Here is a 21,037-nt window from a genome sequence, read left to right as displayed (position 1 = left end):
CTGATTACGAATTATTAATTACGAAGCTTTTGAGAAGCACTATATTTCAGGTACATGAATTACACCTGTAGGGGCACAATATATTGTGCCCCTACGATTATCAGTACAGCAAACAATCCAATATTGCTGTAATATCTTGAATAGAAAGAAAGTTTTATAGTAATAACTTGCTACCTCAAAACTATTTTCTCTGATGAATATTAAAATTTGGATACTGTTACCTTAATTCCCGATTCGAGTGGTGGAACTTTGAAATATTCAATTGGTTCAGAGAGTTGAGCAGTTGTTTTAGTTGTTGGTTGCTGACAGGGCGTAAATAAAATATTAGGGTTTTTAATAATATCAAATGGGTTCAGATTTTTGCATACACTATCTTGCTCTCGCAAAATAGTGTTGCTTGTTGCTGGAGAATTATTTTGGTTGAGACTATAACCCCATTTACCAATCAATGACAATGGTTTTGTTGCTAAAACTGCAGCTTGATGATTCTGGCTGTTTGTGGATGGAACATTCTTTTGGTTAGCGTAAGCACTCTGGGTGATGGTAAGCGCACCAATGATAACGGCTAAGGCTAGGGAAGAGGATTTCATAAATATTCCAGTTAGCTCTAATGTATCTTGCTGTTCTATAGCTACATCCGAGACATCTGTTATTTCGGAAAATCCTAAGAGTGCTAAGTAATTACTCAAAACTGTTGAGTTGAGAGAAACTTTAGCATTGCGGCGGCTACATCTTCCAGTGATTCAATCAAAAAGCCATGTCCACCAGAATTAAGCACTACAAGTTCCGCCTGGGGAATACCTTGGGCAAGTTGTTGAGAAAATTTTACAGGGGTGAGAATATCTTGTTTACCTACCATAACTAAGGTAGGGCATGGAATATCTTTGAGGCGTTGTGTAGTATCGCAGTTCAGGATAGCGCGGCTTTGATGATAGATTCCATGAAGAGTTGGCGGAAATGGGTAGTTAATCGCCATCTTAATTATCGCATCGATTATCCCAGGAAGAGAGTAGAATTCATCAGTAAATATCCACGGTAAGATGACTTGCTGGTAAGTTTTCCAGTCAAGAATGCGGGGGAGTTCTCCCCAGGTGGAGACAATACTATTGAATAGAGCATCACCCTTGGCTAAGGATGAGATTAGTATTAGGCTTTTTACTTTTTCTGGGTGTGCTAATGCAAGTTCTTGAGCAATTAAGCCTCCCATTGAATGCCCTGCTAAATGTATCTTATTAATGCCGATAGTTTCTAGTAGTGCGGCTGCATCAATTGCCATCTGCTGAATAGTGTAGGGGCTATCAGGTGCAGAAGTTCGCCCAAAGCCTCGGTTATCGAAACGAATTACTTGATACTGTTTCAGTGAAGGCATCAGCAATGACCAATAAGCATGATCGCACAAGAAGCCGGAAATTAATAGTAATGGCTCTCCTTTGCCTTGGATGTCATAGAATAAATCGATGCCGTTAACGTGGACTTTGGGCATAGTTAAGGGAGATGAGGAAGATGAGGAAGATGAGGGGGATGAGGAAGATGAGGGGGATGAGGGAGATGAGGGGGATGAGGGGGAAACTGATAATTTGATAATTTCTCAGCGGAACAAATCCAAAATCCAAAATTCGTTGACTGCAGTATGAGTAGTATTTATCGCTAGGGGCAGATGAAAGTGCGTTAATCGCAATGAAAGCTAGTGAGTAAGAACTAGCAGTGAGAGTGAAAATTTATGCCTTATCAAGATATAACGGATTTACCAGACTCCGTGAAAAACCATCTACCCAAACACGCAAAGGAAATATTTTTGGCTGCGTTTAACAATGCACTCTCTGAATATGGAGAAGAAGAGACAGCATTTAAAGTTGCTTGGGCGGCGGTTAAGCGCGACTATGAAAAAGGTGCAGATGATGAATGGCACAAAAAACCCGAGTAATACCAATTCAAAATTAACAAAGCAGAAGATGGGCGTAACAGTTGCGTAAGTCTTGTTGTGATTTCTCCCTTATCTTCCTCATCACCCTCATCCCCCTCATCTTTCTTTCATGTATGACGATGAAAATTTTTTCATCAAGACTGCTGCTTTTGCTTGACTAGCCAAAGGGCAAGCAAGGCGATCGCAATTCCTGTAATGATAAAACAAGGAATATAGCCATAACTATCGACAATTCTGCCAAAGGCGGCTGCACCAATTCCCTGTCCAATAAATAAGTTAAATGCAAATAGCGACACCGCAGTTCCTCGCGCCTCGGGTGCAAGTTCTGTGGCTTGGGTTTGCAATGTGCTGTGCATCATGTAAAAGCCTAATCCCATGAGAATATTGAAGGGAACAAACAGCACCCAATTTTGCCATAATGCGATCGCTAAAAAAGAGATACACATTAACACTCCACCAAACCCCATTAACCCCCTTTCCCCCAATCTCCGCACCAAATACTTGACTGAACGGCTATAAATTAGTCCACCTATGCCAAAACCACTGATCATAAAGCCAATTGCGACATAGGGTAAGTTATATCTATCTCTGAGGAATGCACCAATATAAGCAAATCCACCGAATAAGCAAAAGCCTTCAATAAATACGCCGATAATGACAGTTTGGGCAGCTGGTTGCGTCATCAGTTGCAAATAAGGGCGGAAGGTTTCCCAACCAAAGGGAACATGAGAATGTGTTTCATGACGGAGTTTGCCAATCTTTCGCCACAATTCTATAGATATAACTAGCGAAACAACGCCAAATACTAAAAACAGCTCTCGCCAACTCACATATTGTCCAAAGATTCCGCCCAAACTACCACCGAGAATTTGTCCTAATACCAGCGCGCTTAAATATTTACCAATAGCAGTTTGGCGTTGTTCGTAGGGGAAATTGTCACCGATATAAGCTAAGGTAACGGGGATAATTCCTGCTGCTACCACACCAGTGAGGAAGCGCAGTAAAGTCAGAAGCATGATATTGGGCACAAAAGCACAAGCTGCAGTTCCCACAGCAAAGGCTGTCAGTGCAGCTGTAATGACTTTCAGTTTGCCGATGCGATCGCCTAAAGGGCCGTAGACTAATTGAAATAATCCATAAGGTATGGTGTAGGCACTGACAATAATTGCCGCACTACCAACACCAACTTTAAACTCGTCAGCAATGATGTGCAAAAGTGGGTCAATTACCCGCACATCAGCAATTACCATAAAAGCAGCTGCACCCAACAGCCCTAATGAGACAGGTGTTTTACCTGCATTGTTCATAATTTAGAACATTTAGAAGACCAAAATATTTATTATCCGGCCAGTTAAGGAAATTCAAAAACTATAATTTGTCCTTGAATTGTTGGGGACTGCCAGAAAATAAATTATCCAATTCCTCATTACTGCGGTAATCTCTCTAAAATATCCCGCGCTGCTACCGCTCGATATTCATCTTTATACTCAATATATATCGCCAACGCTGTCTGCAAATTCGCCCTCGCCTCTGGGTAGTTTTCCTCTGCTTCTGTAAGCAATCCTAAAGCGTGGTAGGTGAGTGCTTGCTCATAGCGAGCGCCATATTCAATTTTGATAGCTAAAGCTTGTTGATAATTGCACCGCGCCTCTTCATATTCCCGCAATAAATACGCAACAATTCCCAACTGGTGGTAAGTGAGTGCTTGAGAAAAGCGATCTCCATATTCGATATAGATAGCCAAAGCTTGTTGATAATTGCGCCGCGCTTCCTCACCTTCCTGCAAATCTTGGGTAACTATTCCCAAGTTGTGGTAGGTGCTAGCTTGAGAATAGCGATCACCATATTCGATTTTGATAGCCAAAGCTTGTTGATAATTGCGCCGTGCCTCTTCAATTTCCTGCAAATCATGGGCAACACTTCCCAACTGGTGGTAAATGCTAGCTTGGGAATAGCGATCGCTATATTCGATATAGATAGCTAAAGCTTGTTGATAATTGCGCCGTGCTTCTTCAAATTCCCGCAAATCTTGGGCAACACTTCCCAACTGGTGGTAGGTGCTAGCTTGAGAAAAGCGATCACCATATTCGATTTTGATAGCCAAAGCTTGTTGATAATTGCGCCGCGCTTCCTCATATTCCCGCAATAAATACGCAACACTTCCCAACTGGTGGTAGGTACTAGCTTGAGAAAAGCGATCGCCATATTCGATTTTGATAGCCAAAGCTAGTTGATAATTGCGCCGTGCTTCCTCAAATTCCCGTAATTCTTGGGCAATACTTCCTAACTCGTGGTAGGTGCTAGCTTGGGAATAGCGATCATCATATTCGATATCGATAGCCAAAACTAGTTGATAATTGCGCCGTGCTTCCTCAAATTCCCGCAAATCTTGGGCAACTCTTCCCAACTGGTGGTAGGTGCTAGCTTGAGAATAGCAATCGCCATATTCGATATAGATAGCCAAAGCTTGTTGATAATTGCACCGCGCTTCCTCAAATTCCCGCAAATCTTGGGCAACTCTTCCCAACTGGTGGTAGGTGCTAGCTTGAGAATAGCGATCGCCTAGCTGTTGATCTATCTCTAAACACTGCTGGTAAAATTTCTTAGCCTGTGCAAATTGTCTTAAGTTTAAGTAAGCATTACCCAAGTAAAATATTGCTGTAGCTTCCTCATGCCTATTTTCTAGCTTTTGGGCAATCTTTAATGATTGTTGATAATAAGTCATTGCTGTTTCAAATTTTCTTTGCTGAGAATAAGTCCTTCCCAAAGAATTGAGAACTTTTATTTGCAAGCTACTATCTTGAAGACTCTCAGCAATTTTTTCGGCTTCTGCTAAATATTCCCTCGCTTTCTCCGGTTTTTGATGGCTGATATAAGCCACTCCTAATTGATGTAAAACATTACTATATCTGCGGATATCTCCCTCTGGTACAGAATACCCTGTGGGTTTATATTCCATCAACAGACGGTTTAATACATCAATGCGTTCTTGCTTTTCTGGTGGTGGTAATCTATCAACTATTTTCTCTGTATTTTGAGCTTGGTTTAATGCATTTTCTTTAGTTTTTTCTGGCGTTTTAAAGCGAAATACTCCAGAACTCCAAGCCCAAAAATCTGGGGCGAATTTAGCTAGGCGAGTAATGGCATAGTCTGGCAGAATAAATAAAATCGGATGGGGAACTGTTCTTTTATAAGCATCGCGAACAAAATTCAGGTCTTGTAATACTGGGGGATATTCACCATAAACGCCGATAGATTTTTCTAGTCCCCGTACCAGCAACACTAATTTTTTGTTTACCTCTACTTGAAGATTCGCTAATTCTTTCACAATCTCATCTCGCAGAAACCGCAAGTTTTCATCAGGGAAATTGAGAATATAAAGCTGAATCTGTTCACATTCTGGATGAGTTTGCAAAGCTGCAATCAATAAATCTATATCTGGCGGGAAATTAACTTCTACAAAACCCAGCGTGAATTTTTCGGCAAAGTCGATAAAAGTGAGTAATTCAGCAAATATATCTTGATTCAGTGTAATAAATTTCCCAAGCTCGGCATTATGGTTGTCCTGCAATTGCTGATTCAAGTGCTTTTTTGAAGAATTCATTTTGCTTCACCACTGGATTGGGGTAGTTCCACCTTTGATTGCCGTTATATTCTAAAACAGAGGTATTAAATAACATCAACTGACCAATATCATCTTTACTGACATCTTTCGTGATACATACCTGAGCTAAATATAAATAATGTTCTTCAGGGATAAATCTTTCAAAGCTAAATTGCTGCTGCTTGATAGCATAGGTGACATCTTCAGCCGTAATTTTAGGATGCTTGCGTGTACTAGCAGTTTGACAAGCAGTCCGCATCATTTGCATTAATTGGCGAACATGACCACCACTAGCTTTGGCTAATTCTAGCAATTCTTGGCGAGATTCAAATACAGCAGCAATATCTACGCGCTTTTCTATTAAACTTGCTGTTGCGTCTAGTCCAGCTTGATTGCAATTTAAATGGCAAGTATTCCTATCCAATTCATATATATTCACCATTGGCACAATATGGGGATTACCATCAAACAAAGCCAAGGGGTTTTTAGGGGAACACAAAATAGAAATTGGTACTGTATAAATAATGGTACAGTGCAATTCTTGCAACTGAGCCGCGTAATCAAAAAATAAATGGTTAGCAACTGCAGGTGGCACCCGGTCTAGATTATCAAATATAATTAGTAGACCTTTATAATCTGGGTATTTTTTTCTCAGTTTAACGTAAGCATCACCTAGCAATAAATTAATATCTGCTTTCAAGCGAGACAAGTCTTTTTCTAAAGTTTGGCGAATCGTAGTTTTTTGTTTATCAGAACCTTTAATTTGTGCCAGCAATTTAACCATTAATTTCGCAATAAATGGCGCTTCTGGCTTCAGTGTGGCTTCTCCTTCAATGCTGACCGATTTCTCTACAGTTTCTTCTGTTTCTTTTGTAATATCTTTAAACCATTCTTCAAAGTTATGTAATAGCTTTTCGTCAAAATTTAAACCTAATTTTCTCAATTCAAATTCTACTTGTTTAATCACAATTAAATATAAATCTGTATAGCTGGCATCGTTAATATCTGTTTCTTCATTGACTTCTAAATAAATCACATGATAAGTTTTTTCCCAAAGCTTTTGAATGCGCTTTAACTCGGTACTTTTGCCACATCCACGATGACCAGTAAATAAAATAGTGCTAAAATCTGCAGGTTCTTGAAAATCTAAAATAGTACTAACGCTATCAACGGCTGAAGTTTTGCGTACTGCTGATAAATCAACATAATATTTTTCAATTTCTTCACCTTCCAAGGGTTCTAAAGTACAAACTTGAAAAGCTTTTTTGAGAGTATTAGCCAGTTGATTATTAGATATACTCATAGTTATTGATACTAATTTAGTCTACTGCGATTTTTCATTTGTAGTTTCTCACAAATAACTTACAACTCGCCATAGGATTTTCCCATAACAAAATTTTAGGCGATCGCACTCATGAATTATCTTTGCCAACCGATACATAGGCAATGTAACCCCATACATTAACAATGCATCCCGATACATTAACAATGTGACCCGATACATTGCCAATGTCAGCCCATACATTAACAATGCATCCCGATACATTGCCAGTGTAGACCCATACATTAACAATAGACCTCTTGCATGAATCTTTGCCCTCACCCTAAATCCCTCTCCCATGCTTGGGAGAGGGACTTTAATAAGTAGGGCTTGCAGAATAAACAAAAAACCTAGATAAATCAAGAGATTTGGGGGGACAAAAGAGAATAAAGTGCAAGGAAAAAGGATAAAGTAAGTAAAAACCCTTGTAGCAAGTTGCGTTGATATGTATCGAAAAGCGCAAAAGCAAGAAACAGCAGCAGAAGACTTTGAACTACCCTTTGGGGGAAAACTAGCCTCAGATAACCGTTGGGTAATCATGGCGGAGATGATACCTTGGTCAGAATTTGAAGCAGAGTACGCAGCAATATTTTCAGCAGAAATGGGCGCGCCAGCCAAAACATTTAGGATGGCATTAGGGGCATTAATAATTAAAGAAAAACTAGGCATAAGTGATAGGGAGACAGTAGAGCAAATTAGGGAGAATCCCTATCTGCAATACTTTATAGGAATGTCTTGCTATAGCAATAATGCCCCATTTGATGCGTCAATGTTAGTTCACTTTAGAGAAAGAATAGATATAAAATTAGTTAACAAACTGAATCGAGAAATAGTCAAGCAAGTGTTAGAAAGTAAAGAGGAGGTAGAAGTAAAATCAAAAAAGTCAGAAACCGAGGATTTAAAAAATGAGCCGACCAATCGGGGAAAATTAATATTAGATGCGAGTTGTGCGCCAGCGGATATCAGTTATCCCACAGACTTAGGATTATTAAATCAAGCCAGAAAGCATACAGAAACAATTATAGATATTTTATATAACTCCCTCTTGTTAAAGAGTATCAAAAAACCGAGAACCTATAGAAATATAGCTAGAAAGAATTACTTATTGGTAGCCAAAAAAAGAAAACCGACCATTAAAGAAAGAAGGAAAGCCATTAAACGGCAACTACAATATATCAAAAGAAATTTAGTTCACATTCAGCAGCTAATGGAGTTAGGTGCGTCACTCTTCAACCTGAGTAATAGGCAATATAAGAAATTACTGGTAGTAGCAGAAATTTATCGTCAACAACTTTGGTTATATGAAAATAAAAAAATTAGTATAGAAGACCGTATTGTCAGTTTAAATCAACCACACATTCGTCCGATAGTCCGTGGTAAAGCTGGAAAAAAAGTAGAGTTTGGGGCAAAGCTTTCAGCTAGTTGCTATGATGGCTATGTATTTTTAGACCATATTAGTTGGGATAATTTTAACGAATCAGGCGACTTAAAATCACAAGTAGAAGCCTACAAAAACTACACCGGGTATTATCCTCAATCAGTTCATGTTGATAAAATTTATCGCACTAGAGACAACCGCTCTTGGTGTCAAGAAAGAGGAATTAGAATTAGTGGGCCACCTTTAGGGAGACCACCTAAAAATGTCAGTCCTGAAAAAAAGAAACAAGCACGAGAAGATGAGCTAATTCGTAACTCTATTGAGGGTAAATTCGGACAAGGTAAACGAAGATTTAGCTTGGGTAGAGTCATGGCTAAACTTCCTCATACCTCTGTCACTGCTATTGCTATTACTTTTTTAGTCATGAATCTTTCTACCCTTGTTTCACGGCTTTTTTGGGAATTTTTATGCCAATTTTTCAACATTACATCTTTTTTCACTTCTTTTATTAGCAAAAGTGATGTTCCGTTTGATTGCAGACAACAAAAACTTATATTTGCTCTTCCCTGACTACTGAGTCAATTTTTCTCTTGCCTTGGAATGACTTTTTCAGCAAGCCCTAAGTAACCACGCAAAATTAATTACAGTCATTGCGAGCGCAGCGAAGCAATCTCAACCCTTGCGATTGCTTCATTCCGCTCCGCTCCATTCGCAATGACATTTTGTAATTAATTTTGTTTAACTACTTATCGGCTCTCCTGCTCCCAATTTCGGGAGAAGGGGCTGGGGGATGAGGGTAAGTTTTGTATTCGTGCAAGAAGTCTAATGCATCCCAATACAATCAAGGATAATCTTTCTCCCCCTTGCTCCCTGCCCCCTGTCCCCCTGCGCGCTTAATGCGCTATCCTTAAACTCAACACCAAATTAAGCCCGCCAGTGTAACAGCTGACTCTTCACCGGGTTGACAAAGGGACGATTTTCAGACAAAGAACGGGCATACTCGCGCTTTAATTGGTAATACCATTGCGCCTGGACATCGGAATCTTTAATTAATCGCAGTACTGGGTCGTACTTTAAACCAATTTGCTGCTTTTCTACGACTCTGCGGTCTTGGTCAAGAAAGGCGCGTGTAAATAAACGAATTAACGGCTTGGCAAATCCAGCCCAAGGAACTGTCCAATAAAAGGCAAAATTCACCTCGCATTCTGTTTCGGAAATTGGTGTAATTGCTGTCAGGTTGCAAACTTGATGCTTGGCTGTTGTGGTGTTTTCGATTCTCACTCCGGGGATGCTGAAAGAAATTTCGGTTTCAGGGATTCCGCCGCCAATGAACTTATAAGCTGCACCTGTATTAGCGGGTAATTGGTGTTTACGCATGGTAAACCCATAAGGTGAAGGGTCAAATTGCTTAATTTCGTCGTGAAGTTGTCCAGAACGCCACCACCATACCCGATGCACATAGGGCGAATGGGCGGGGTCCATCAAACCTAAGATTGCATGATCGACAAAACAGGGAAACCGCATCACTTCAACTAACTGCGGCGGCTGATCACCGAAACCCGGAATCACCGGAATTTCCATATCTGAAGGCGAGCCTTGAGATTTTCCTGCTTCTGGCATATATATCCAGATATTACCCTGGGTTTCCCTCACTTCGTAAGATTCCACATTGTAGCGATTTAAGTCTACATCTTGCCCTTCAACTAAAGAAGGAATGACAGTACAATTTCCCCCATGATCAAAACGCCAACCATGATAACAGCATTCTACTTCTTGCCCATCAAAGCGACCGCAGCTTAAAGGTATACCGCGATGGGGACAAATATCCCGCACCGCAAACACTTTACCCTCACGGGTACGACATAGTAATACTGGTTCTCCCAAAAAAGTACGGGCGATCATCTTACCAGGCTTCAGGCGATCGCTAGGCAAGGCATAATACCAAATATTACGCAGGAAAAAATTTTGATTATCTTTCATAAGTTAAGGGTCAAGGGTCAATAGTCAAGAGTCAAAGGTCAATAGTCTAGAATCAAAAGTTTTTCTCCCTCATCCCCCTGTTCTCCCTCATCTCCCTACATCTCCTTAATCCCCAGTCCCTAATTGCTCGCTTCTATCTTCTCCTGTTCCCGCTGCTTTTGATACTGCCTTAGTTGTTGTAATAACTTTTCTGAAGATGATTCTGGTGTAGTTATAGTGAAAGCTGATGGGAAGTGTTTGTCAGCAGTTTTAACAGAGGTAGGTGAAGGATTAATAGTGATCGCCTCTGGTTTGATGGTTGGAGTCGCCAGTATAACATTAGGTTGATGATCGGGTTTATCACCTGGTTTATTAATTGATGCTTTGAGTGAATCTAGGGTCGCAGCCACCTCTACTTGCTGTTGCATATCTTGGGTGGAAGATACTAAGTTACTCAAACCATTCACCAATTGTCTTAGATTACTTCTAAACGTGGGATCGCCTGTCAACTCGTCTAAATCAGCAGTAATTTTTTGAGTATTCTCAAAAGTGGCTCTTGCAGAATCGAGAGTTTGTTGCAGCAACACAGTGTTTTTGGGGTCGTTTAAACTCCTAGTTGCATCGCGTAAATTAGCTGATGCTTGTGCTGCATTTGCAGACAGAGTTTCTAAATTGCTGATGACTTCGCCTTGAGTTAAGCGATTAACTGCAGGTGATAAGCCGCTAACTGTAGTGCGTAAAGCGTTGCTGGTTTCGGTAATATTATTTAAAGCCGCAACCAGTGAAGAACGATTGTTTGTGACTAGGTTATCTAAGTTAGTTAAAAGCCGACTGGCTTGACTTGCTGTCAAACTAAATTGGGTTGCGGCTGAACCTAGTTGATTGACTGTTTTCGTACTAGATGCAGTTAATTGATTAGTCGCCCGTTGTACAGAAGTAGCTGTAGCGGAAAATGTGCCTAATTGACCTTGAGCGCTTTTTGACAAACCCCGGAGGTCGCGGGTTAGAGCAGTCAAGCTAGTGGCGGCGGCGGTGGAGCTTTCTAATAGCCTGTTAACATTACTATAAAATTTGGGGTTATTATATACAGTTGCTAACTCAGTTGAGCTGCGAATCAGTTCATCAACACTGATACCAACTTGACCTTTTAGCCGTGAACCATTGCAAATAATTAGTTGAGGATCACAATTTTTATCTCGTGGTTTAGCAACAACAACCCCAGCAGGTAAAGCAGATTTAGGAGTGATATCAATGATACTTTCGCTAATTAATCCACTCTGATTGGCTTCAACTACTACATTACTGGGAATGATTAAATCAGCTTGGGGAATTTCAATTTCTACTTCAATGTTATTTGGCCCCGGTCGAATTGCGGATATATTGCCCACTTTCACGCCACGGTAGCGGACTGTTGCGCCTTTTTGCATCCCGCCCGCATTAGCAAATTCCACAATTGCCTTGTATGAACCGCGACTAGTGCTAACGCGATTCAACCAGATGACTATTAATCCAAATGCTCCCACTCCCATTAGGATCAACAGCCCCACAGAACCTTCTCTAAATGTTCGCGATCGCATATTTTTCCTCCATCCATCTAGCCGACGACCTGAATTGGGCCTTGCACACTTCCACTCATAAATTGTCTAATCAATGGATGGTCTGTGCTATCTATTTCATCAACTGTACCTTGCCACTGCACTCTACCTTGATAGAGAAAAATCACTCTATCGGCGGTACGACGAATTGTGCTGTCTTGATGGGTCACAATAGCATAAGTGCTACAAACTCCTTGTGAGCATTGCAAATGACGAATTAAATCTTCGATAACTGTGGAAGCAATGGGGTCGAGTCCGGCTGTTGGTTCATCGTAGAGTAACAGTTCTGGCCCCTGTTGATCGCTTTCGGGGTTAGACATAATTGCACGTGCAAAACTCACGCGTTTTCGCATCCCCCCAGAAAGTTCCGATGGATAAAGTTCACCAATTCCCGGTAAACCTACCATTTCCAATTTTGTATTCACCAGTTGGCGAATGCGCGATCGCGCTATTTTGGAATTCTGATACAGTAAAAACCCCACATTCTCTTCTACTGTCAGCGAATCAAATAAGGCTGCTTGCTGAAATACCATCCCAATCCCCACACTATCAGCAGCATCCTCAATCAAACCTGTACGCCGCACTCCCCGGACATATATCTCACCTTCATCCACAGCTAGCAATCCTGCAATCACCCGCAAAATTGTAGATTTACCAGTCCCAGAAGGGCCAATAATTCCTAGTGCTTCTCCCTGATGAATTGTCAAATCCACACGATCTAAAACCTTGTTACTACCAAAGGACTTAGACACGCCTCTTAATTCAATTAATGGTTCTGTCATTGGTCATTAGTCAAGGGTCAAAAGTCAAAGGTCAAAGGTCAAGGGTCAAGAGTCATAATAAGTTAATCTGGACTTTTGACTTTGGACTGCGCGAAGCGGCAAAAATGCAAGATAGTGATGTCATTGTAATTGGTAGCGGTATCGGTGGTTTGTGTACTGCGGGTTTACTGGCTCGTTATGGCAAGCGCGTAATTGTTTGCGAAAGTCATACAATTGCGGGTGGTGCTGCTCATAGTTTTAGACGACGGGGATTTGAATTTGATTCTGGCCCTTCTTTCTATTGTGGTCTGAGTGATACCCAAAGCTTAAATCCGCTCAAACAAGTTTTGGATGTGCTTGGTGAATCCATTCAAGTTATACCTTATGATCCTTTGGGACACTACCATTTTCCTGAAGGAACTATTGCAGTTTACAGCGATGCTGAACGTTATTGGCAGGAGGTGGAGCGAGTTACACCCCAAGGCGCAAAAGAACTGCAACGGTTTACATCACGCTTGTTAGGCTTGTATGAGGCGATGCGGGGTATTCCTACTTTAGCGTTGCGCTCAGATTGGCAAGTCGTACTCACATTAATAAAAAGTTACTTACCATCATTGCTGAAAATGTTGCCTTACTTGCCACTGGTGCAAAGTTCAGCCGGGAATGTCATGGATGCAACAGTAAAAGACCCTTGGGTAAGGCGGTTAATTGATTTAGAATGCTTTTTACTTTCAGGGTTGAAGGCTCATGGCACAATCGCCCCAGAAGTAGCTTTTATGTTAGGCGAACGTTCCCGTGCGGGGGTGGAATATCCCCTTGGGGGAAGTGCAGCAATTGTTCAAGCTTTAGTTAAAGGATTAGAACGCTGGGGGGGAGAACTGCGTTTAGGGTGTCACGTCGAGCAAATCTTAGTGGAATCAGGCAAAGTTGTGGGTGTAAGGTTAGCGACAGGTGAAATTTTGCGATCGCCAATTGTCATTTCCAATGCGAGTATTTGGGATACTTACAATCATTTGCTACGTCCCGAAGATTTACCTGCTACTTTCCGCCAAGCAGCTTTAGATACCCCAGCCGTTGATAGTTTTATGCATTTGCATTTAGGTATCAAGGCAGATGGTTTAGAGAAGTTAACCGGACATCATGTAGTAGTCCAAGATTCCCATCAAGATATTACAATTCCAGGGAATACTTGCATGATTTCGATGCCGACAGTGTGGGATACTACACTCGCGCCAGAGGAACATCATGTAGTTCATGCTTACACCTTGGAACCTTACACTGGCTGGGAACGAAATCAAGATTATGCAGACAAGAAACGCCAGAAAGCACAATCTTTATACCGCGCTTTAGAGCGCATTATCCCCGATATCCGAGAGCGCGTAGTCGTGGAACTCATCGGTACACCCCTTACCCATGCTCATTATCTCCGCAGATATCGAGGAACCTATGGCCCAGCTATTGCTGCGACTCAAGGAATGTTTCCCAGCACACACACGCCAATCCAGGGTTTATATCGCGTTGGTGATAGCACTATCCCCGGAATTGGTGTCCCGGCTGTTGCTGCATCTGGCATTTTATGCGCGAATACTTTAGTCAATCTACAGCAGACAGAAAATTTGATAGATAAATTGAGCAAATAACAGTAATTTTTGATTCACTAATTAACAGCTAATAACCTGGATGAAATACTTTTTGGTTAAGGGGAAAAAGGGAAATGGGAAAAGGAAAGTCAAAACCTTTAACCCTTAGCCTTTAACCTTTTACCAAAACCAATTTTGAGTTCCAAACGCTTAATCAAGTAGTATTAGATTGCGTCGTCTTACGCATAAATATTTTTCTTGATGGAACAGTTATAAACGTTTTGATTCTTAGTGTTTAGCAATGATAAATACCTAATTAAATTATATGTATGCTGATAAAAATGAAATTATATAAGGCGCAATTAATAGTAGCTAATATAAAACAAAAACATAAATTTATACATAAAATTACTTGACAATGTTAGGTCTAACCCCCGTGTGGTTTTAGTACAACGGTTATAGAATAAAAATTATTGATCGCACAGCAAGTAATTGAGGAGATTTTACCCTTGGCTCTTCTGTAGAGTCACGGTTATAATCACAAGCTAAAGTTAAAAATATTACTTTAATTCCGGCAAAATATCTTTGCTGATAGGATAAGTTGTTTGTTCATGACTGACAAACAATAATTATTTTTCATTGGTTATTTACCCTTGTCTCCTTTTCCTTAATACCTGGCTTACCCCAGAATTATGCAATTTATCATGCCTTTTTTCCTATCAGACTTGTCCTAAAATCGCACCGCTGATATAAAAGAGTAAAACAAAAGCATGGTTAAATCTTTCGATTCCCGTCCGACTGAAATTTTATGGCGACAAGTTTGGGGATTAGCGGCTTTACTAGCCGCAATTATGCTCAGTTGGATGGCTTATAGTTTTTATCAACCAAAAATTTTACAGAAACTCAAATTTGGAGAATTAGCCGCTTGGCTGGGGATAATCCAAGGGTTACTCGCCACATTTATTGAACCCTTTGTAGGAAGATTTTCCGATCGCATTCAGCAGCGTTGGGGTAATCGCTTACCCATGATTAGTGTAGGGGTAATTCTAGCGGGTTTGATTTTCGTAATTATCTCGCTGTTAATGGAACAAAATTTACAAGGGGGTGTACGTTGGTTAATTCCTGTACTGATGACAGTTTGGGTAATTGCAATGATTATTTTTCGTGGCCCTGCGATCGCACTACTCACACAGTTAGCACCAGTGACGGAATTACCACAAGCTAATGCTGCTTTAGTATTTGTCTTTGGCTCGGTTGGAGCGATTGGGCCATTTTTCCATAAATTTATTAATAGTATCGGCGCATCAATTACTTTCCTATTAGGTGCGATCGCTTTAGTGATGGGTGCATATATTTTGCGATCGCTTACTTCCCCATATTTTTTAATAGAGTATCCGCTCAATGAAGATTTATCTCCTAAGGCTCCTGCTTTATTATTATTTTTAATTTTTGTGATTGGTTTTGGAGCAGGATTAGAAGTCAATCTGCTCATGTCAATGTTCCCGCAAGTTTTACAAGCTCAACTACCCGGACTCAGGCTAGAATTTATTACCTCTGGCATACTTTTAGTATCTGCAATGTCTTCAGTAATTTTGGGAGAATTGACAGCCCAAATAGGTACTAATAAAGTCTTGTTACTAGGCTTAGGCTCAATGACAGGCTTAATGGGACTGGCATTATTAAACGATATTGATAATTTAGTCGTAGCTTATATACTTGGTTTTGGTGTTAGCTATGGGCTACTTTTTGTCAGCATGATTCCATTTTGCTTAGGAAAAGTTTCTCCACAGCAAGCAGGTTTAGCCACTGGTTTATATTTTGGTGGTGGTGCTGGCGCTACTGCTATCGTCGCAATTTTAATTAAATATGAATTTTTTACATCATTACTCGCTTTTTTGCTCTCTGAATTAGCTTTTTTTATAGCAGCTGGTTGTGTCGTCATCATCAAGAGAATTCAACTCAGTTAGCCCGCAAAACTCCTATACCAGCTTTCGTTTCAATGTAATCAGCTAATTTTATAAAATCTTCCCGCGGATAGCATCTTCCACCTATAAGATCAAATGCTAATCTACTGGCAGGATTTGCTGGATTTTCAATAATATGAATACCCCAGTAATAAAGTAGGTCGCTAGCCCGAATACAAACTTCTTCTGGATTTATACAATGAAACTTATCATCTGTCTTACTAATTTCCTTATAAGCATCAAAATAGACATCTTTTAGAAGCTTGAAACGTCTGATACCAGGGTCTTTAAAGTTATTGACCAGGACAAATAAATGAGCGGTTTTATTAATATCGCGTATTTCTTCAACAGTTGCTTGAATTACTTTGCCATGCTTGTTAATTCCCAAAGGATTTAATGTTGTGGGAATAATGCAATAATCTAATCGCTTAACTATCTCTTGGGGATTACGTTCTAGTGCAGGCGAGCAATCGCAAATCACTATTTGACAATCACGAGCAGAATCTTCATGCCAATCATTGCCATCAAATACTTGAATAGTTGTACCGACACCTTGTGGATTAGGAACAAAAACGCCATCGCCTACTAACTTTTGCAGATTTTCTTCTGGATCTAAATCCACCAGAGCAATATTAAATCCTTGTAGAGCTAATGCTCCAGCTAAGTGTGCTGCTACGGTCGTTTTCCCTACCCCTCCTTTGCAAGTAAAAACTCCAAAATAAACTTTTCTTGTGGAATCTTTGCCATTAGGGTTTATATCACCTACATAAATATCAGAAGGAATACCATCAACCATCTCCAGCTTATTTTCCAAAGCAATACCACAGCGTATTTTAGTATTTTTATTCCAAGATCTGATTAATGCCTGTGCTGGCCCACCAAAACCTTTTGTAGTAATAAAGCAACCAAAATTAAATTCCTGACCTTCATTAGAATCTAAAAAATTAGCAAAGCCTAAAAGCTGGGGTGCAGTCACATTATTTTTTAGCCATTTCACCTGAACAGCACATACTAAATTGTCTTTTTTGATCACTAAATCATAACCACGCTGGTTAGGTTTAGCAGTTTCAACTTTCCAGCCAGCCTTATGCATTAGTTTTGCTACATGCTGCTCAAAATGTATATAGTCTTGAATGTATGCTTTCTCTAAAGATGATGTCATAAACTAAAGCTTTTGGAATTGTTAATTTAATGGTGTATAAATAAGCAATATTTGAATAGTAGACATTGAAAATGTAATATTAATTACTTTCTATTAAAATTTCAATTTAGTATTATTTTATTCCGCTTATAAAAAGAAGTCTAGCGGGAATCTACCTCAGCAAACCACAGCCTCAAGTAAATACTCATTAAAATTTTTAAGTACAAATACGTAAACAAATTATATAATTCATGAAGTTTTCAAGAAGTTGTTTTAGTTGAACAGGCGATCGCAGAATTTTTAGTTAAGCTATAAGCGCTAATAGTTAGGATGATTAAGCGCGCTATGCACTGGTTACTATCAGGGCCGTTGAGTACAGAAAAATTGACGGTTAAGATTGCAGACTTACCTGCATCTTTAAAAGGTAAAAAGCTGGTGCAGATGTCAGATTTTCATTACGATGGTTTTGGGCTATCGGAAGCGATGTTAGAACAGGCGATCGCAGTTAGCAACCAAGCCCAACCAGATTTAGTATTATTGACTGGAGACTATGTTAACAGAAGCCCACAACCAATTCACAAGCTAGTGCTAAGGCTGAAAAATCTCCAAAGTCGTACAGGTATTTATGCCATACTGGGCAACCACGATATATGTTATCAACACTCAAGAGCAGAAATTACAGATGCTTTCAATAAAATTGGTGTTCCTGTTCTTTGGAATGACATCGCTTATCCCCTAGGAAAAGAATTGCCATTAGTAGGGTTAGCAGATCGTTACTCGCAAGAATTTAACCCTGTACCAGTCATGAATCAGCTAGATCCTGATATTCCGCGGATTGTGCTGTCTCACAACCCTGATACTGCAGAATTATTGCAAGCATGGCGTATAGATTTGCAATTATCTGGTCATACTCATGGTGGTCAAATCGTAATTCCCAGATTTGGCCCAGCATTAGCATATTACAGAAAAATTGTGCAAAAAATTCCTAAAAAAGTGCGTCAATTTATGCCATTTTTGCAAGTGAGTAACTATACAGTAAGACATTGGGAATGGGCACAGGGTTTACATCAAATAGGCAAAAATCAATTATATGTCAATCGTGGGTTAGGTACTTATTTACCAGGACGTTTATTTTGTCGCCCAGAAGTGACTATCATCACCCTACAAAGTCAGTAATTTTTAAATGAATAGCCAACCAAAAAATTAATTTAATTAAATAGATTGAATCTTGCTCAAGCAAACACCAATGTTTATTCAAGCTAAAACAGATACTCATTACCAGTCAACAGTCAGCAGTCAACTGTCTACATTTTAACTATCAAGTATTGATACCCATTCTAAAGAATTCTTAATTTAAGATATATTTTATTTTTTGGTAAGCTGTAAGCGCTGCTATGAGGAGTGTCTATTAAGTTATGCACTGGTTATTTACAGGACATTTAAGAGTAGATAAACTAACGGTTAAGATTACAGACTTACCTGTATCTTTAGAAGGCTTAAAGTTAGTTCAGTTATCAGATTTTCATTACGATGGTTTGCGATTATCGGATGAGATGTTAGAAGAAGCGATCGCACTGACTAATGAAGCCGAACCTGATGTAGTAGTCTTAACTGGTGACTATGTAACGGACGATCCGACTCCGATTCATAAATTAACCCAACGTCTCAAATATCTAGAAAGCCGTTATGGAGTCTATGCCATACTTGGTAACCATGACATCCATTACAGCCACTCCAAAGCAGAAGTAACAAATGCATTTACTAAGATTGGAGTTAATGTCTTGTGGAATGAAATCGCTTATCCTGTAGGCGCAGAATTACCATTTATCGGATTAGCTGATTATTGGTCAAGAGAATTTCACCCAGCACCAGTAATGAATCAACTAGACTCCGCCACACCCCGCATTGTTTTATCCCATAACCCCGATACTGCTAAGATATTGCAACAATGGCGAGTAGATTTACAGCTATCTGGTCATACCCACGGAGGTCATATAGTCATACCAGGTATTGGCCCTTTGGTGTTTCATTATAAAAAGCTGCTGAAGAAACTACCCAAAAAATTGCGGAGTTGGGTATCTTTTTTCCTTGGGGATTTCTCTACAGTAGTGCGATATTGGGAATGGGCCCAAGGATTTCACAAAGTTGGCAGTAATCAGTTATATATCAATCGTGGCTTAGGAACTTATCGACCAGGACGCTTATTTTGTCCGCCAGAAGTAACTGTAATTACCTTAATTCGTGAATAGTCCAGAAACATTTCATTTATTCGGATACTCTTGCTGGAACTCTGCACATTTTCTCTTTCTGGCTATCAACAGCCAACATTCCATAGTCAACCTTTAAACACATTTAACCGCCTCAAGCTACGATGGAAGAATATCAGCAGCTTCAGGCGGTTGATGAAAAATGCAATTGTTTCGAGAAAATTCTAAAATTCAGAGGAAAATAGCTACAACTAATGTGGACTGTAAACAATCTTCGCAATCGCTCTCTCCAGAAACCATTTGTGCATCCTTGATCCAACTAGGCAGGCATTTCTGGCTGTGCGTTCAATCACCTCCAAAAGGATAATCGATGAGATTAAGGCGAAAACACTTTCAATGGATGCTACAACTGAGCAGTGATTGCGAGAACATTAGAGCAGGAGGCACAGGCTCTAATTTAAAGGTTTGTTGGTGAACTTTTAACCTTTTTGTACCTTGTTCTTAATGTAGCACCTACTTTACTCTACTGAACCACATATTTACTAAACTTGATCGCTGTTAATTTACCGCAACATTTTGGCAATTTTTCTTAATAAGCGGGGTTTGGTGTTTGAGAGATAGAGATGAGGAAGATGATGGAGATGAGGGGGATGAGGAGAACAAAAACCAATTACCCATTACCCATTACCCATTACCCATTAACCCTTCCCCCTTCCCCCTTCCCCAACGACAAACACCTACTGACCAGTCTTACTATCTCCAGAAGACGAAGTACCACTGTTAGAGTCGGTGTTTGACTGACCTGCTCCCTTAAGTGGAGAATTTGTCAGTGTATCGCTGCTCTTATCTTGAGTAGAAGAGTTATCGGTTGGACTTTGCTGGCTGGGAGTCGATGTTGATGGCGATGCAGATGGAACTCTTTCAGCAGCAGGTCGTTGAGATGGAACAGTAATATTAATATTTGGTTGTGAAGGCGCAGATTGTGAAGGAGGAGACTGTTGAGGAATTACAACAGGTACTTCTCTGGTTCTTTCAATGATTGTGGTTTTTGTTTGAGGAGATTGACTAGCAGCAGGGGAAGGACTAGCACTAGATGGTACAGGAACGAATACTGGCGCAGCATTGTTCACAGGTTCATTGTTACGCTGGTTGAAATACCAGAATGCGGCTGCACCCAAGGTAACTAAAGAAGCTAGGATGACACCTAACAATAAACCATTAGCAGTATTACTATTATCACGCTCTACTAAATTCGCTTGTTGATATCTGCGTTCAGCGTTGCGACCGGTTACATAACCACTTCCATAGGAATTATAATTACCCGTGTTGTTAACTGTTTCCGTAGTTCTCTGCACGTGAGTACGAGTCTCACCGTTAGCATCTGTATAAGATTCTTGCCTATTTTCACTGTGATAGCTTTCGCGATCGCTTGGATTATTCATAACCTTTTATTCCACTCCTCGACTAGGAAATATTGACAAACAAGACTTTGCATTAACCAAAACTTTTCAGATAAATGAAAAATTTGATTTTTGAAATTGTGTTTTATTTGTTACTTAGCCTTTGATATGATTCAGAATAACCTTTGTAATCATTTAGTTGG

General features: G+C 40.0%; 17 protein-coding genes. 7 read left to right on the top strand and 10 right to left on the bottom strand.

Annotated elements, in window-relative coordinates:
• Positions 1-200: 200 nt before the first annotated feature.
• Together HGR01_RS13890 and HGR01_RS13885 are read right to left on the bottom strand one after the other, a co-directional pair.
• Complete coding sequence (locus HGR01_RS13890) at positions 201-689, bottom strand: hypothetical protein (protein ID WP_052335195.1); 489 nt, start codon at positions 687-689, stop codon at positions 201-203.
• Positions 686-1,483 carry an alpha/beta fold hydrolase gene (locus tag HGR01_RS13885; RefSeq protein WP_045870485.1) on the bottom strand — a complete coding sequence of 266 codons (798 nt, stop codon included), beginning with the start codon at positions 1,481-1,483 and terminating at the stop codon, positions 686-688. The genes HGR01_RS13890 and HGR01_RS13885 overlap by 4 nt, the downstream gene beginning before the upstream one ends.
• On the opposite strand from HGR01_RS13885, the gene HGR01_RS13880 reads away from it, so the two are divergent.
• Together HGR01_RS13880 and HGR01_RS13875 are read left to right on the top strand one after the other, a co-directional pair.
• Positions 1,458-1,634: a hypothetical protein gene (locus HGR01_RS13880; protein ID WP_155539234.1), complete on the top strand. Its 177-nt coding sequence runs from the start codon at positions 1,458-1,460 to the stop codon at positions 1,632-1,634. The two genes, HGR01_RS13885 and HGR01_RS13880, sit on opposite strands and share 26 nt — an antisense overlap.
• An 86-nt stretch (positions 1,635-1,720) precedes the next feature.
• Positions 1,721-1,924 carry a ChaB family protein gene (locus HGR01_RS13875; RefSeq protein ID WP_045870486.1) on the top strand — a complete coding sequence of 68 codons (204 nt, stop codon included), beginning with the start codon at positions 1,721-1,723 and terminating at the stop codon, positions 1,922-1,924.
• Between the two features lie 134 nt (positions 1,925-2,058).
• Here the strand turns inward: HGR01_RS13875 and HGR01_RS13870 are convergent, their stop codons facing one another.
• The 3 genes from HGR01_RS13870 to HGR01_RS13860 all read right to left on the bottom strand — a co-directional run bounded on the left by HGR01_RS13870 (position 2,059) and on the right by HGR01_RS13860 (position 6,831).
• Positions 2,059-3,231 (bottom strand): MFS transporter, encoded by a 1,173-nt coding sequence (locus HGR01_RS13870; RefSeq protein WP_045870487.1) that lies wholly within the window; start codon positions 3,229-3,231, stop codon positions 2,059-2,061.
• A 119-nt stretch (positions 3,232-3,350) separates the two neighbouring features.
• On the bottom strand, positions 3,351-5,528 hold the full coding sequence (locus tag HGR01_RS13865; RefSeq protein ID WP_045870488.1) for a tetratricopeptide repeat protein: 2,178 nt from the start codon (positions 5,526-5,528) through the stop codon (positions 3,351-3,353).
• Complete coding sequence (locus HGR01_RS13860) at positions 5,479-6,831, bottom strand: P-loop NTPase fold protein (RefSeq protein ID WP_045870489.1); 1,353 nt, start codon at positions 6,829-6,831, stop codon at positions 5,479-5,481. Before HGR01_RS13860 ends, HGR01_RS13865 begins: the two co-directional genes overlap by 50 nt.
• A gap of 463 nt (positions 6,832-7,294) precedes the next feature.
• Between HGR01_RS13860 and HGR01_RS13855 the strand changes: the two genes are divergently transcribed.
• Positions 7,295-8,797: an IS5 family transposase gene (locus HGR01_RS13855; RefSeq protein ID WP_045869909.1), complete on the top strand. Its 1,503-nt coding sequence runs from the start codon at positions 7,295-7,297 to the stop codon at positions 8,795-8,797.
• A gap of 354 nt (positions 8,798-9,151) precedes the next feature.
• On the opposite strand, the gene HGR01_RS13850 is transcribed toward HGR01_RS13855, so the two are convergent.
• The 3 genes from HGR01_RS13850 to HGR01_RS13840 form a co-directional block, all read right to left on the bottom strand.
• Positions 9,152-10,207, bottom strand: a complete 1,056-nt coding sequence (locus HGR01_RS13850) for an aromatic ring-hydroxylating oxygenase subunit alpha (protein ID WP_045870653.1) — start codon at positions 10,205-10,207, stop codon at positions 9,152-9,154.
• Between the two features lie 119 nt (positions 10,208-10,326).
• Positions 10,327-11,763: an MlaD family protein gene (locus HGR01_RS13845; RefSeq protein ID WP_045870652.1), complete on the bottom strand. Its 1,437-nt coding sequence runs from the start codon at positions 11,761-11,763 to the stop codon at positions 10,327-10,329.
• A gap of 17 nt (positions 11,764-11,780) precedes the next feature.
• Entirely contained in the window at positions 11,781-12,563 is a 783-nt protein-coding gene (locus tag HGR01_RS13840) for an ABC transporter ATP-binding protein (RefSeq protein WP_045870651.1), read from the bottom strand.
• 104 nt (positions 12,564-12,667) lie between these two features.
• Here HGR01_RS13840 and HGR01_RS13835 point away from each other — a divergent pair, with 104 nt between their 5' ends.
• The gene (locus HGR01_RS13835; protein WP_045870952.1) at positions 12,668-14,182 is read left to right on the top strand and encodes a phytoene desaturase family protein; all 1,515 of its coding nucleotides are present in this window, start codon (positions 12,668-12,670) and stop codon (positions 14,180-14,182) included.
• Positions 14,183-14,892: 710 nt separating this feature from the next.
• Complete coding sequence (locus HGR01_RS13830) at positions 14,893-16,089, top strand: MFS transporter (RefSeq protein ID WP_045870650.1); 1,197 nt, start codon at positions 14,893-14,895, stop codon at positions 16,087-16,089.
• Here HGR01_RS13830 and HGR01_RS13825 read toward each other — a convergent pair.
• Positions 16,082-17,248 (bottom strand): restriction endonuclease, encoded by a 1,167-nt coding sequence (locus HGR01_RS13825; RefSeq protein WP_045870649.1) that lies wholly within the window; start codon positions 17,246-17,248, stop codon positions 16,082-16,084. The genes HGR01_RS13830 and HGR01_RS13825 overlap by 8 nt on opposite strands.
• Positions 17,249-17,572: 324 nt before the next feature.
• Between HGR01_RS13825 and HGR01_RS13820 the strand changes: the two genes are divergently transcribed.
• Together HGR01_RS13820 and HGR01_RS13815 are read left to right on the top strand one after the other, a co-directional pair.
• Positions 17,573-18,403 carry a metallophosphoesterase gene (locus HGR01_RS13820; protein ID WP_045870951.1) on the top strand — a complete coding sequence of 277 codons (831 nt, stop codon included), beginning with the start codon at positions 17,573-17,575 and terminating at the stop codon, positions 18,401-18,403.
• 239 nt (positions 18,404-18,642) lie between these two features.
• Positions 18,643-19,476, top strand: coding sequence for a metallophosphoesterase (locus tag HGR01_RS13815; RefSeq protein ID WP_045870648.1), 834 nt, complete (start codon positions 18,643-18,645; stop codon positions 19,474-19,476).
• Positions 19,477-20,171: 695 nt separating this feature from the next.
• Here the strand turns inward: HGR01_RS13815 and HGR01_RS13810 are convergent.
• Positions 20,172-20,876 carry a hypothetical protein gene (locus HGR01_RS13810; RefSeq protein ID WP_045870647.1) on the bottom strand — a complete coding sequence of 235 codons (705 nt, stop codon included), beginning with the start codon at positions 20,874-20,876 and terminating at the stop codon, positions 20,172-20,174.
• Between the last annotated feature and the right edge of the window lie 161 nt (positions 20,877-21,037).

This window comes from Tolypothrix sp. PCC 7712, assembly GCF_025860405.1.
Classification (GTDB): domain Bacteria; phylum Cyanobacteriota; class Cyanobacteriia; order Cyanobacteriales; family Nostocaceae; genus Aulosira; species Aulosira diplosiphon.
This window is presented reverse-complemented; position numbering and strand designations above follow the sequence as displayed.

Bases quoted from the DNA above. Each gene is read 5' to 3' on its own strand.
- HGR01_RS13880 (WP_155539234.1), top strand. From the start codon at position 1,458: ATGCCGTTAACGTGGACTTTGGGCATAGTTAAGGGAGATGAGGAAGAT.
- HGR01_RS13885 (WP_045870485.1), bottom strand. From the start codon at position 1,483: ATGCCCAAAGTCCACGTTAACGGCATCGATTTATTCTATGACATCCAA.
- HGR01_RS13875 (WP_045870486.1), top strand. From the start codon at position 1,721: ATGCCTTATCAAGATATAACGGATTTACCAGACTCCGTGAAAAACCAT.
- HGR01_RS13870 (WP_045870487.1), bottom strand. From the start codon at position 3,231: ATGAACAATGCAGGTAAAACACCTGTCTCATTAGGGCTGTTGGGTGCA.
- HGR01_RS13865 (WP_045870488.1), bottom strand. From the start codon at position 5,528: ATGAATTCTTCAAAAAAGCACTTGAATCAGCAATTGCAGGACAACCAT.
- HGR01_RS13860 (WP_045870489.1), bottom strand. From the start codon at position 6,831: ATGAGTATATCTAATAATCAACTGGCTAATACTCTCAAAAAAGCTTTT.
- HGR01_RS13855 (WP_045869909.1), top strand. From the start codon at position 7,295: ATGTATCGAAAAGCGCAAAAGCAAGAAACAGCAGCAGAAGACTTTGAA.
- HGR01_RS13850 (WP_045870653.1), bottom strand. From the start codon at position 10,207: ATGAAAGATAATCAAAATTTTTTCCTGCGTAATATTTGGTATTATGCC.
- HGR01_RS13845 (WP_045870652.1), bottom strand. From the start codon at position 11,763: ATGCGATCGCGAACATTTAGAGAAGGTTCTGTGGGGCTGTTGATCCTA.
- HGR01_RS13840 (WP_045870651.1), bottom strand. From the start codon at position 12,563: ATGACAGAACCATTAATTGAATTAAGAGGCGTGTCTAAGTCCTTTGGT.
- HGR01_RS13835 (WP_045870952.1), top strand. From the start codon at position 12,668: ATGCAAGATAGTGATGTCATTGTAATTGGTAGCGGTATCGGTGGTTTG.
- HGR01_RS13830 (WP_045870650.1), top strand. From the start codon at position 14,893: ATGGTTAAATCTTTCGATTCCCGTCCGACTGAAATTTTATGGCGACAA.
- HGR01_RS13825 (WP_045870649.1), bottom strand. From the start codon at position 17,248: ATGACATCATCTTTAGAGAAAGCATACATTCAAGACTATATACATTTT.
- HGR01_RS13820 (WP_045870951.1), top strand. From the start codon at position 17,573: ATGCACTGGTTACTATCAGGGCCGTTGAGTACAGAAAAATTGACGGTT.
- HGR01_RS13815 (WP_045870648.1), top strand. From the start codon at position 18,643: ATGCACTGGTTATTTACAGGACATTTAAGAGTAGATAAACTAACGGTT.
- HGR01_RS13810 (WP_045870647.1), bottom strand. From the start codon at position 20,876: ATGAATAATCCAAGCGATCGCGAAAGCTATCACAGTGAAAATAGGCAA.